Annotated in this window: 9 protein-coding genes; 2 read left to right on the top strand and 7 right to left on the bottom strand. The window is 57.2% G+C overall.

Going from position 1 to position 12,891, the window contains the following annotated elements; genetic code table 11:
• Positions 1-23: 23 nt before the first annotated feature.
• Both nadB and FIV46_RS04930 read right to left on the bottom strand, forming a co-directional pair.
• The gene (gene nadB, locus FIV46_RS04935; protein WP_139938998.1) at positions 24-1,667 is read right to left on the bottom strand and encodes an L-aspartate oxidase; all 1,644 of its coding nucleotides are present in this window, start codon (positions 1,665-1,667) and stop codon (positions 24-26) included.
• 54 nt (positions 1,668-1,721) lie between these two features.
• Entirely contained in the window at positions 1,722-2,678 is a 957-nt protein-coding gene (locus FIV46_RS04930) for an ABC transporter ATP-binding protein (RefSeq protein WP_139938996.1), read from the bottom strand.
• Between the two features lie 230 nt (positions 2,679-2,908).
• On the opposite strand from FIV46_RS04930, the gene FIV46_RS04925 reads away from it, so the two are divergent.
• Both FIV46_RS04925 and polA read left to right on the top strand, forming a co-directional pair.
• Positions 2,909-3,100, top strand: coding sequence for a zinc-finger domain-containing protein (locus FIV46_RS04925; protein ID WP_139938994.1), 192 nt, complete (start codon positions 2,909-2,911; stop codon positions 3,098-3,100).
• A gap of 39 nt (positions 3,101-3,139) precedes the next feature.
• A complete protein-coding gene (polA, locus tag FIV46_RS04920; protein ID WP_139938992.1) occupies positions 3,140-5,917 on the top strand; it encodes a DNA polymerase I in 2,778 nt (925 codons plus the stop codon).
• A gap of 69 nt (positions 5,918-5,986) precedes the next feature.
• On the opposite strand, the gene FIV46_RS04915 is transcribed toward polA, so the two are convergent.
• The 5 genes from FIV46_RS04915 to FIV46_RS04895 form a co-directional block, all read right to left on the bottom strand.
• On the bottom strand, positions 5,987-8,533 hold the full coding sequence (locus FIV46_RS04915; RefSeq protein ID WP_181163059.1) for a TonB-dependent receptor: 2,547 nt from the start codon (positions 8,531-8,533) through the stop codon (positions 5,987-5,989).
• Between the two features lie 40 nt (positions 8,534-8,573).
• Entirely contained in the window at positions 8,574-8,861 is a 288-nt protein-coding gene (locus FIV46_RS04910) for a hypothetical protein (RefSeq protein WP_139938988.1), read from the bottom strand.
• A complete protein-coding gene (locus tag FIV46_RS04905; RefSeq protein ID WP_139938986.1) occupies positions 8,858-9,220 on the bottom strand; it encodes an Hpt domain-containing protein in 363 nt (120 codons plus the stop codon). Before FIV46_RS04905 ends, FIV46_RS04910 begins: the two co-directional genes overlap by 4 nt.
• A gap of 41 nt (positions 9,221-9,261) precedes the next feature.
• Complete coding sequence (locus FIV46_RS04900) at positions 9,262-9,666, bottom strand: hypothetical protein (RefSeq protein WP_139938984.1); 405 nt, start codon at positions 9,664-9,666, stop codon at positions 9,262-9,264.
• Positions 9,667-10,057: 391 nt separating this feature from the next.
• Complete coding sequence (locus FIV46_RS04895; protein ID WP_181163058.1) at positions 10,058-12,841, bottom strand: SBBP repeat-containing protein; 2,784 nt, start codon at positions 12,839-12,841, stop codon at positions 10,058-10,060.
• Between the last annotated feature and the right edge of the window lie 50 nt (positions 12,842-12,891).

Raw genomic sequence — 12,891 nt, 5'->3', positions numbered from 1 at the left:
CATTCCGGAGGGCTTTTTTGTATCTAGCGCGCGATCGGTCGGCGCGGCGGTTTGAGGATGGTGTCGATCCCTTCCATATCCGGATCAGTCTCCGGATAGTCCAGGGTGTAATGCAGGCCGCGGCTTTCGGTGCGCTGCAGGGCTGAGCGGACGATCAGGTTGGCCACGGTGACCAGGTTACGCAGCTCCAACAGGTCCGAGGATACCCGGAAATAGCTGTAATATTCGCGGATTTCCGACGCCAGCATATCGATGCGGCGCTGGGCCCGCTGCAGCCGGCGCGTGGTGCGCACAATGCCCACATAGTCCCACATGAAGTGCCGGAGCTCGTTCCAGTTGTGGCTCACCACCACTTCCTCGTCGGAATCCGTGACCCGGGATTCATCCCACGCCCTGATCGCCATAGTCTCCCTGATGGCGCCGACCTTGCCCAGGATATCCTCGGCCGCGGCATCGGCCATGACCACGCACTCCAGCAGGCTGTTGCTGGCCATGCGGTTGGCGCCGTGCAGGCCGGTGTGGGTCACTTCGCCGATGGCATACAGATTGTTGACGTCGGTCCGGCCGTGCAGGTCGGTCATCACCCCGCCGCAGGTGTAATGGGCTGCCGGCACCACCGGGATCGGCTGTTTGGTCAGGTCGTAGCCGAGCTTCAGGCAGCGCTGGTAAATAGTCGGGAAATGGCCTTTGACGAATTCCGGGTCCTTATGGGTGATATCCAGGTAAACACAGGCCTCGCCGAGGCGCTTCATTTCATGGTCGATGGCCCGGGCGACAATGTCACGGGGCGCAAGCTCGGCCCGCTCGTGGAAGCGGGGCATGAAGCGTTCGCCGTTGGACAGCCGCAGATAGGCGCCCTCGCCGCGCAACGCCTCGGTCAGCAGGAAGGTCCGGGCCTCCGGGTGATACAGGCAGGTGGGATGGAACTGGTTGAATTCCATGTTGGCCACCCGGCAGCCGAACCGCCAGGCGAGCGCAATGCCGTCGCCTGTGGAGCCGTCCGGATTGGAGGTATAGAGATAAACGCGGCTGGCGCCGCCGGTGGCCAGCACCGTCATCTTGGCCTGGTAGACATCGACCAGGTCGCGTTTGGTATCCAGCACATAGGCGCCGATACATTTGCGCTGCTTCGGGTCCGGGTCCTTGTCGCTGACCAGGTCCACCGCCACATGATTTTCAAACAGGGTGATATTGGGATGGGCGCGGGCCTGGTCCTCCAGCGACATCTGGATTTCCTTGCCGGTGGCGTCCGCCGCATGCAGGATGCGCCGGTGGGAATGGCCGCCTTCCTGGGTCAGGTGGAATTCCCGCTCCGAAAAGCTGTCCCGGCCATGGCCGTGGTTTTCTTCGCGGCGGGTGAAATCCACGCCCTGCTCGACCAGCCAGTTGATGGCTTGCGGGCCGCGCTCGACGATATAGGACACGGCATCCCGGTGACAAAGTCCCGCCCCGGCGATCATGGTATCCTCGATATGGGATTCAAGGGTATCCTTGTCGTGCTGGACCGCGGCAATACCACCCTGGGCCCAGCTGGTGCTGCCGTCGCTCAGCTTGGTCTTCGACAGGACCGCCACCCTGGCCTTGTCCGCCACCTTGAGCGCCAGCGTCAGGCCGGCGGCCCCGCTGCCGATTACCAGTACATCAAATTCATATTTTTTCTTAGACATTGTTCAGTCCTTTGCCCCTTTTTCCTCCCGGGGGCCTTACGGCCATCCAAAGCTTTATTCGGCCACGCCGGCCCGGGTCAGCTGCAGGAAGATATCCTCCAGGTCACTTTCCCGGGTGGACAGGTCGTTAATGCCGATATTTTCCCGCTGCACCCGTTCCAGAAGCTGGCCCACATTGACGGTGCTGGGGCTGAAGTGAATCAGCAGTTCCCCGTCCTCATTGACCGAGGCATTCAGGTCCGTCATTGACGACGGCACCGCCTTCAATGGGTCAGTCGGCCGGATAATAAGAAGTTTCTCGTCCAGCTGCTTGAGCAGGTTCGGCGTGGTGTCGCAGGTCACCAGCTCGCCCTGGTTGATGATGGCGATCTGGTCGCACAGCTCTTCCGCCTCTTCCAGATAATGGGTGGTCAGCACGATGGTGACCCCGCGCCCGTGCAGTTCGCGCACATATTGCCACAGCTGTTGCCGGAGCTCCACATCCACCCCGGCCGTAGGCTCATCCAGTACCAGGATCGGTGGATTATGGACCATGGCCTTGCCCACCAGCAGGCGGCGTTTCATGCCGCCGGACAGGGTCCGGGAATAGACATTGGCCTTGTCGGACAGGCGCAGGATTTCAAGAATTTCGTCGCTGCGGCGCTGGTCCTTGGGAATATTGTAATAGCCGGCCTGCAGTTCCAGCACCTCGCGGGGGGTGAAAAAGACGTCAAAAAAGATTTCCTGGGGCACGATACCGATGGAGGCCTTGGCGTTGCGGGGGTTTTCATCAATGTCAAAACCCCAGATCTTCGCCGTCCCCGCCGATTTCCTCACCAGACCGGCCAGGATATTGATCGTCGTCGACTTGCCGGCGCCGTTGGGGCCCAGCAGGCCGAAGATGGAGCCCCGGGGAATGGTCAGGTCAATGCCCTTGAGCGCCCGCTTGCCCCCCTTGTAGGTCTTTTCGAGGCCGCGGATCTCAATGGCTGCGTCGGCAGCGGGATCTGTCTGGGTGTTTTGGTCTGACAAAGCTTCCTATCCTGAAATTCACCGGTGGCAGAAATTCGCCTCTGACTATTAGGGGCCCGGAGGCCAAAAATCTCTTGTTAAATGCAACGCCGAACGTTAATTCTGATACGAACGGTTATCGGTAGCATCCGGCCCCCCTGCGGTCAATGAGAAATCTTACAGACTCTCGCTGAAAAACCCGGGCTGAACCGGTTGCCAACATTAAAGAATTTATGGACGGAGCCCATTTCATGACTGAACAGACACAGGTCGCTGCCACCAGCCCGACACCTGCCCATGAAATCATTGAGACAGACAAGAAACGCGTTGCCTGCAACGGCGGCGGCGGCCCCCTGGGCCACCCCCAGGTATTCCTGGAAATGGGCAGCAAGACCAGCGTGCTCTGCCCCTACTGCAGCCGCGAATATGTGCTGAAGAGCTAACCCCCTTATCCATCCTCAATCACCCTCAGGGATCGTTTTATGGCAGAGAAAAAACCCGAACATCTTTATCTGGTCGATGGATCGGGTTTCATCTTTCGCGCCTATCACGCCCTGCCGCCCCTGACCCGTCATGACGGCCTGCCAGTCAATGCGGTCATGGGCTTTTGCAACATGCTGTTCAAGCTGTTGCGCGACCTGGATGACAATGAACGGCCGACCCATCTGGCGGTGATTTTCGATGCGGGCCGCAAGACCTTCCGCAACGAGATTTATCCCGACTATAAGGCGCACCGGCCGCCGGCGCCGGAAGACCTGGTGCCCCAGTTCCCGCTGATCCGCGACGCGGTCAAGGCCTTCAATGTGGAAGCGATCGAAAGCGACGGCTATGAAGCGGACGATATCATCGCCACCTATGCCACCGAGGCCGAGAAAAAGGGTTTCGAGGTCAGCATCGTCTCCTCGGACAAGGACCTGATGCAGCTGATCACCGACAATATCACGCTCTATGACAGCATGAAGAACAAGGAAATCGGCGTCGAGCAGGTGATCGAGAAATTCGGCCACGGTCCCGACAAGGTGATCGAGATCCAGGCCCTGGCCGGCGACAGTGCCGACAATGTGCCGGGTGTGCCGGGCATCGGGGTCAAGACCGCGGCGCAGTTGCTGGATGAATATGGCACCCTGGACGAACTTCTCGAGCGGGCCGGGGAAATCAAACAGCCGAAACGGCGGGAAAAGCTGCTGGAGAATGCCGACCTCGCCCGGATCAGCCGCGATCTGGTGACGCTGAAGCGGGATGTACCGGACCTGCCGGACCTGGACAGCTTCAAGGTCAGGGACATTGACCCGGATACCGCGCTGCCGTTCCTGGAGGAGATGGAATTCCGCTCGCTACAGACCAAGATCCTGTCCTTCATGGGCAACAGCGATCCGACGGCAAGCACACAACCGGCAGAACCGGGGCCAGGCGATGAAAGTTACGAATGCGTAACAGATATCAAGGCTCTGAAAAAATGGATTACGATGGCGGAACGATCCCGCCAGGTGGCGGTGGATACCGAGACAACCTCGCTGGATGCCATGCGGGCGAAACTGGTCGGCGTGTCCCTGAGCGTGGAAAGCGGCAAGGCCTGTTATATCCCGCTCGGCCATGTCTCCGACACCGACGGGGAGCTTGATCTCGGGGATGGTACGGCTCCGGAACAAATTGACCTCAAGGAGGCGCTCGACCTGCTGAAGCCGCTGCTGGAAAATCCGGCGGTGCTGAAGATCGGCCAGAATATCAAATATGACTATCTGATCCTCGCCAAGCACGATATCCACATTCATCCGCTGGACGACACCATGCTGATGTCCTATGCGCTGGACGCCGGGCGCAACGGCCACGGCATGGACGAACTGTCGGAACTGCACCTGGGCTATAAACCCATTCCGTTCAAGGAGGTGTGCGGCACCGGCAAAAAACAGATTACCTTCGACAAGGTGCCGCTGGACAAGGCCACAGACTATGCCGCCGAGGATGCGGACATTACCGGCCGGCTGCAGCGGATTCTCAAGCCGCGGCTGGTGCAGGAACATATGGTCACCGTCTATGAAACCCTGGAGCGGCCGATGGTGCCGGTGCTGGCCAATATGGAGAAGGAGGGCATCCTCGCCGACCGCCAGGTACTCAACCGGCTGTCCAATGATTTTGCCGAGCGGCTGGCGGTGCTGGAAAAGGACATCCACAAACTGGCCGGCAAGGAATTTAATATTGCGTCCCCGAAACAATTAGGCGAAATCCTGTTTGACGAAATGGGCCTCGAGGGCGGCAAGAAAAGCAAAACCGGCGCCTGGGGCACCGGTGCCGATGTGCTGGAAAAGCTGGCCATGGACGGCCATGAACTGCCGGAACGGGTGCTCGACTGGCGCCAGCTGGCCAAGCTGAAAAGCACCTATACGGACGCGCTGCAGGAACAGATTGACCCGGTGACCGGCCGCATTCACACCAGCTACTCGCTGGCCGCCACCACCACCGGGCGGCTCAGCTCCAACGACCCCAACCTGCAGAATATCCCGATCCGCACCGAGGAAGGGCGCAAGATCCGCCAGGCCTTTGTGCCGAAAGAGGGGCACAAGTTCCTGGCCGCCGACTATAGCCAGATCGAGCTTCGGCTGCTGGCCCATGTGGCGGAAATGGACAGCCTGAAACAGGCCTTTAATGACGGCATCGACATTCATGCGCTCACCGCCAGCGAAGTGTTCGGCGTGCCGATCGAGGGCATGGACCCCATTGTCCGCCGCCGGGCCAAGGCCATCAACTTCGGCATTATCTATGGCATCAGCGCCTTCGGCCTCGCCCGCCAGCTGGGTATTTCCAAAGGTGAGGCCAAGGATTATATCGACGCCTATTTTGTGAAATTCCCCGGCATCCGCCATTATATGGAGGAGACCAAGGAGTTCTGCCGCAAACACGGCTATGTGCAGACCGTGTTCGGGCGCAAATGTCACATCAGCAGCATCAATGACAAGAACGGCGCCCGTCGGGCCTTCGGCGAGCGGGCCGCCATCAATGCGCCGCTGCAGGGGTCGGCCGCCGACATCATCCGCCGAGCCATGATCCGCATGCCGGGGGCGCTGGAAGAGGCCGGCCTCCAGGCGAAAATGCTCTTGCAGGTCCATGACGAACTGGTGTTTGAAGTGCCTGAGGGCGAGGTAGAGAAGACCATCCCGGTGGTCAGAAAGATCATGGAAGGGGCCGCCCTGCCGGCCGTGGAGATTTCCGTGCCGCTGATCGTCGACTGCGGTGTCGGCGACAACTGGGACCAGGCCCACTGATACAAGACATCACAGACAATAAAAAAGGCGGGAAGTTTTCCCGCCTTTCCCTATTCTATGTCAGGAACCCTAGAACTTGAATTTGCCCTGAACGGTGATGGTCCGTCCCTGGCTCAGGAAGTTGTAGGTGGACTGGGCCGCAAATGTGCTACCGGCCAGAGGTGATTCACCCCCGAACAGCAGGGTCTTTTTGTCGGTCAGGTTCTGAGCCAGTACCGCCAGTTCCCAGATGTCGTCCTGATCAGTCAGGGCGATGCGGGCGTTCAACTTGGCAAAACCGTCCTGAATCAGGTTCGGGTTCAGGTTGGCAGAGGCATGATACTTACTGGTGAAGAACATATTGAGGTTGGTGTGCACCACCAGACCATCGGTCAGATCCTTCGAGTGGTTGATGCCCACGGAGCCCTGCCACTTGGAGGCCAGCTGGTTCGTCTCGCCGGTATAGTCGCACAACCCGTCAGCTGCGCCTGGACCGAATGGCGTCTGTCCGAAGTAACACTGACCGTTGGGATAATCCGTGAACTCGAAATCGAGGTACGCCAGGGAGCCGGACAGAGTGAGACCTTCTGCCACCTGCCAGCGACCGTCCAGCTCGAAGCCCAGGGCTTCGGCCTGACCGGCGTTGCCCACGTTAAACCCGAGCTTGCCATCGAAAATGGAGACCTGCAGGTCTTCATATTCGGTATAGAAGCCGGCAAAGTTCAGCTCCGCCGCGCCGCCCGCCAGGGTCAGCTTGCCGCCGACTTCATAGTTGGTGGCTTTTTCATCCTCATACTCAAAGGCATCTACCATATCATCATAGAATGATTTGAAGTTGGAGCGGAAGTCAAAACCACCGGATTTGCTGCCCGTGGCAAAGCTGGCATACAGCATGACGTCGTCATTGGGACGGTACATCAGTTTGATGTCAGGGTTGAATTTGGTTTCGCTGCGATCTTTGGCCACCGGATAGTATCCCAGGTAAGCCGCTTGTCCAAGGAACACCGGATCATAACCAGCGGCCAAAGCTGCGGCTGTCGGCGCGCCCACAAGGGGAGTTAATACCTCTTGCAGATTTCCGGCGACCGCGTTGGAGGCCGCAAGGTCAAAAACCAGACCGCTGAAATCAGGTGCCAATTGTTTGGCGCCTTCCAGATCCGAACCGTCAATATTCGTCACCCAGATGTCTTTAGTGCCGCTCTTCTTCTCATGAGTCAGACGCCCGCCAAGTTGCAGGGAGAATTGCTCATTGATGTTCCAGGTCAGCTGGGCAAAGGCAGAATAGACATCCGCATCCACATGGGCTTCACGCTGGGTGACGGTATCGGACAGGAGATCACCTGCGCCCGCCACGCCCAGGGCGCCGAATAACGGTGCGAAAGGATCCAGAGCGCTGTTAGCATTCAACGCCGGAACCAGGACAGAATTCTGAGCCAGCGTAAAATCGTCGCTGAAATCATGGTTGCTGGTCTGGAAGTAAGCGCCCAGGATATAGTCAATGGTCTCGCCGCCCGGTGACGTCAGGCGGATTTCCTGGGAAAACTGCTCGTATTTTTCCTGGATCGGCAGCAGGAACACATTGGCGCCGGTAAAGTCACAGTCACAGACTTCATCATATTCGAATTTCGAATAACCGGTGATGCTTTCCAGCACGTGGTCGCCGATGGCGTAATTGAGGGTCATCACCGCTTCGGTAGCGTCGTTGTTGCTCCAGTCGCCGTTAGCACTGCGCTTGCCGTCCAGTGTATTGTTCAGCACGGAGGCGTCCTGGCCAAAGCCATAGACCATGATCTGGCTATAGGTCAGACCGGCCAGCGGGTGACCGGCCGGGAAGGCCCCGTTGGGCAGTTCGTTGGCGATTTCAATGTTACGGCCGACCACATCAAAGGCGCTGCGCTCCACCTTGAATGTAGCGGTCAGGTCGTCGGAGACATCCCATTCCAGGATACCGCGCACCGCCCAGTCTTCCTGCTGCGGCTCCTTGCGGTCGAGCGTCAGGTTTTCGATATAGCCGTCGAAGTCATGATAACGGCCGGCAACCCTGACCCGCATGTCGTCGGACACGGGACCTGACAGGACGCCGGTCACTTCATAGGCGGTATCCACAAATTCATAGGCGCCGGTAATATAGCCTTCAAATTCCTCGGTCGGCTTGGCCGTCGTCATATTAAGAGCACCGGCCACGCTGTTCTTGCCGAACAGGATGGACTGCGGCCCGCGCAGGACCTCCACCCGCGCCAAGTCAAGGAACGGCTGGCGGGTCTGCTGGGCGCGGCCATGGTGGATGCCATCCACATAAACGCCCACGGACTGCTCAAAACCCTGGTTGTTGCCGGAGCCGATACCGCGCATGAAAACATTGGTGCCGATGCCGCTTTCCGCCATGGTGAAGTTGGGTACGGCGAACTGCAGATCGGCCATACGCTCGATGGACTGTTCTTCAAGCTTGGCGCCACTGACCACATTCACCGAAATCGGCACGTCGCTGAGACTTTGTTCCCGATACTGGGATGTCACAACGATCTCTTCCAGAACGACGGCCTCGTCTTCCTGCGCCTGTGCCATCTGGATACTGGTTGCCAGCAGCGAGACGGAAAGTAGAGCTGAGGTATTTTTCAAATATTTAAGATAGGACATAAATCCTCCCATTATTGTTAGGTTGGCCCGTTATATTGTTTTAAGCAGGCAACTGGCTGCCGGACATCCCGCGATACCATCTGATTCCGCACAACTCCCAGATCGCGGAACCGGCAATTCTTTTCATATATCCCAAACTGGAAAAGAAATCACCTTTGGAGATATCCATCAATTGCACAGCTTTAGAAAGATGGTACACAAAAATAATCTGTCCTTCAACTATAAAACAGTCGTTTGTTTTTTTGGTGAGAGTTGCCGTCCGGCATAGACGAACATTGCGCTTCAGAAATCCCGCGCCCGGAGAAACCGACGGGTTGTCCCCGTTCATCGCCCTTTTTCAGCCAGATAGAGCGTAAGGGCTTCCTTGGAAGCCCCCATCAGGTCAAAGACACCCTGGGCAATTTGCTCGATGTCGCGGTCATCATTGTTGCGGCACGCCTCTTCGAGTTTCCGGGCAAGCTGGTTTAGCGCTTCGAAACCGAAAGTCTGGCTGAGTGACTTGAGGCTGTGGGCCTGAATTCGGCAGGACTTGTAATCCCGGTCCTGAATGGCGGCCGCAAGAATCGCCCTGCGTTCCGAGAAATCCCTGAAAAGCTCCTCGACAATTGGTGCAACCTGGGTCTTGTTGACGCCGCCAAGCATTTGTTCAAGCTGGTCTGTATCCAGCTTCTTTGAATTATGATGCATGTTTCGACCCCCACGGTCTTTTGGATCTCTGATTCTTCCGGTCAGCGCTTTTGCACCACCACATTGGAGATCAGAATTTGCGCCTCTTTATGTTTCAGCACGCGGTTGGTGGCGCGCTGATAAACCCTACTTAATAATGCAATATTTATCGGCCGGTTGATATCAAAATATTTCAACGCCAGTCGATTTGTTTCTACAGTATAGGCGCTGACCAGCCGACGCATCAGCTTGTGCGCCTCCGCCCGTTTCCCGGGATCCAGAATTTTCAACTGCGATGACACCGTCAAAACGCCGCCGGGGCGGCCCTGGGAAAACATGGTGACTATGACCGGTGCAACCGGGAGGTAAATCTCCTCGCCGAGTTCACCCTGGTCTTTCTTGTCTTCGGCCATGGCCGGCAAGGGAAGTGTCAGCATCAGGAATATTAAAAGAACTGGTCTGAGCATTGTATAATAATCCGGCACCCGAGTTTTATTCGCTTGATTCAGTTATCCGACTATAGCGACAGAATAGTATGCAAGCCGTTAACAACACCTTATAAGCTTTTTGCAATATATACGTGCAAAATATATTTTTTGCATATTGCAACGCATTTTGCATATATTTTACTTCTCCCGTGACAGGACGCTCTTTCGAAACAGCAGTTTTCTGGCTTTTCCAAGAATTGGCACGGCATTTGCTAATATAATTAATGCCTCTGGAGCAGCGGCGGAAGCAGCAGATTTTCCGACCCCCAACGGACCTAGCAACTGTTTCCGCCTCTCTCTGCCTTAAATATTTGATCTCTTATGGCCCCTCGCGGGGCCATCTTTTTTTCAGATCCGGCAGGACGAAAACCTAAAGCAGGATGCTCGCGTCTGAAGATGATCCGGCAAGGAGGCGACTGAGCCCCGCTTCATAATTTGCCAGCTGCTTGGAAAGATAGGCCGGTGCTTCGCCGCTAACCTGGTTCTGTTGCAGGAGCTGGGCCTTGATCGGATCATAGAACAGGGAACGATAAGCGCGACTGATGGTGCTCAGGGTGTTGGAAAGCTGGTTGAAGACATACTCTGCCTCTTTTTTGGACCGCAGCTGCGTCAAATCTTCAATTTCGAGACCGAAAGCACCGCCAAGGTTATCCGGGTCAGTTCCAATGGAATCGTCCCCGAGACCGAACAGCTCATCCGCCGACAGGACCGTGGTGGGCTCAAGTCCAAACTTGCGCAACGCATCCTGCGCCCCTTCTCCGGCAAACAGCTGCACTTCACCGCCGTTTTTGGTCGCAATCTTCAGTCGCTGGCCGCCGTCAGAAGTTGTCACAGTCGCATTGAGATAGCTGAAAGACTGACCATTGATGCGATCGGCGATATCGTAAAAATCATCACCCTCGCGAACCTTGATCTTGTAAGGAGTGCGCCCATTGACGGAAATATAGAAATAATCCCCTGCCGTCGCAGTTGTCTGCGTTTCGAGATCGCGGCTTTCCCGGAATACCAGTTCGCCGGTCGGCAGCCCAAGCTTGGTCAGTATGGAAGACCCCGCTTCGGAAAACCCGACGGCCGCCCCGCTGGAAAAGCTTCCCGATGAACCCACCTGCTGGACCCAGTCCGTGGCACCGGTCGCGCCATCTATTTTTGCCGCAAAGGCATCGCTGTAGCCGGATTTACTGTCCCCGGGCAAGGCGCCGGCAGTGGTGCCTGCCACATAAACAGACCCGTTAACCGCCGTCAGGTCCTCAATGGAATCTGTTGAACCGGTCCCCAGGAATGACGTCCAGTTTGAGGACAGGTTGCCGGCAGTGTTGTTCAGGGCAATGACAAATCCGTCCTTGCCGCCGCTGCTGGCCGACACCACCGAGCCGCCACCGCTGAAGGAAGACGCGGACGATGTTCCCGCCAGATAAACATTGCTGCCGTCGACGGCAATATCCGTAATCTCCCCGCCGGCAAGATCACCAACCGTGAAACTGGACAGCTGGTTCGTCAGGTCTGCGGCGTCAAAAGTCCGGATAACGGCCTGGTCGTCTTCTTCGGAAGCGACCAGGATGTTGCCGTCGGCATCGATGGCGATGGCCTGGCCGGTTTCTGACCCGGCGCCACCAAACTGGGTTTTCTGGGTCACGCCGCCCGACGCCGCATCCAGCTGCACGACATAGGTATCAAGACCGCCGCCCGCGGTCACCGTGCCGTCAAAGGCGCCGGTGATCCGGCCGGTGACAAAAACATTGCCGCTGGCATCAATCGCGAGACTTGCCGGAGAGTCCGTACCGGCCGTATCCAGCTGCTGGGTCCAGAGCTCCTCGCCGGCATTATCATATTTTATAATAAAACTGTCCTTGCCGGAAAAGACATCCAGGTCTTCCAGTTCACTGTCGATCTGACCGGCGATGACGACATTGTCGTCACCGTCAATGGCGATATCAAAGGCTTCTGCGGTGTCCGTTGCCCCCACCAGGCGGGACCAGAGCAGATTTCCGGACGCATCAAACTTGCTCAGATAGACATCGGATGTTTCCGCCACATTTATATTGGCCCCCAAGTCGCCCACGGTCGTGCCCAGGACATAGAGGTTACCCTGGCCGTCCACCGCCGAAGCGGCCGTCGTCGTTTGCTCGACGACTGGATCCTGGTCAATCAATTCGCCTTCGTCGTCTTTGATCTCGTGCAGGGGATTTTCCAGGTCGGTGGCATAATGTTCCGTCGTCGACAGGATATTGCCGGAGGTGCCGTTATCAACCAGCTTGGTAATGGACGCGGATTCCGTGCCGCTGCTGCCTTCATGGGTATCGCCCACCAGATAGACCGCCGGATCCGCCGCTGCCGCAGACAGGGAAACACTTTCGCCGATCCCGGCATCAATCACCAGCGCAAACCTGCCGTCCTCAACTTCTTCGAAATCAAACCGGGTATTATATTTGGGCACTTCCTGGCCCTCGCCGTCCAGTTCGGTGACAGAGGTGATCTGCGTGTTAACATAATTTTTCAGACTGGTCATACTGACCGTGCCGGAGATCTGGGACAGGTCGATCACAATGTCGTCGGTACCGCCGCTGTCCCCCAAGGTTATGGTGAAAACCTCATCCCCGTTGATCCCGCTGATGGCAGAATATTCAGTGCCGTAAGCGACAACTGAGCCCACACGTTCATAGGTATTCTTGCCCAAGGCGACTTCGGTGGTTACCTTGCTTTCCTTTGCGCCGCTAAACAGGGTAAGTTGTTCCAGGTCGAGGCCCTGGAGATAATCCTGAACCTCGGTCATGCCCTTGTTATATTGTTCGCTCAGGGATTCGAGCAGGGAGGAAGACGTGGTGTCCGACGACGCATATTCTGCGATGGTGCGCAGGTCTTCGATCGCCGTATACAGGGCAAAGAGCGCCTGGACATCCTTGTCGCCATTTGCGAGCTGGACTTCCTCATCGGCAATATTGATGAATTTGCGGAGATTCTTGACCTCGTTATAGCGGGTGCCGAGCGACCGGTCATCCGCCGTGTCCCACGGGGTGGTGATGTCGCTGGCCGACGCCGTCGTCGTGGTGCTGGCGGTGCCGGAGGACAGGGCGGACGTCACACGAAGATTGGTCTTCGCGCTGTAGTAGCCCGCAAGCAATGACGTATCAAAAGAGATAATCGAAAAATCCGACATATCCGGCCATTCTTTTCCTGTGCCCGCCACCATGGCGTGACTCAACCCTT

It is taken from the genome of Emcibacter nanhaiensis (assembly GCF_006385175.1).
GTDB lineage: Bacteria > Pseudomonadota > Alphaproteobacteria > Sphingomonadales > Emcibacteraceae > Emcibacter > Emcibacter nanhaiensis.
The sequence above is the reverse complement of the archived record's forward strand: the minus strand, read 5'-3'. Positions and strand labels throughout refer to the sequence as shown.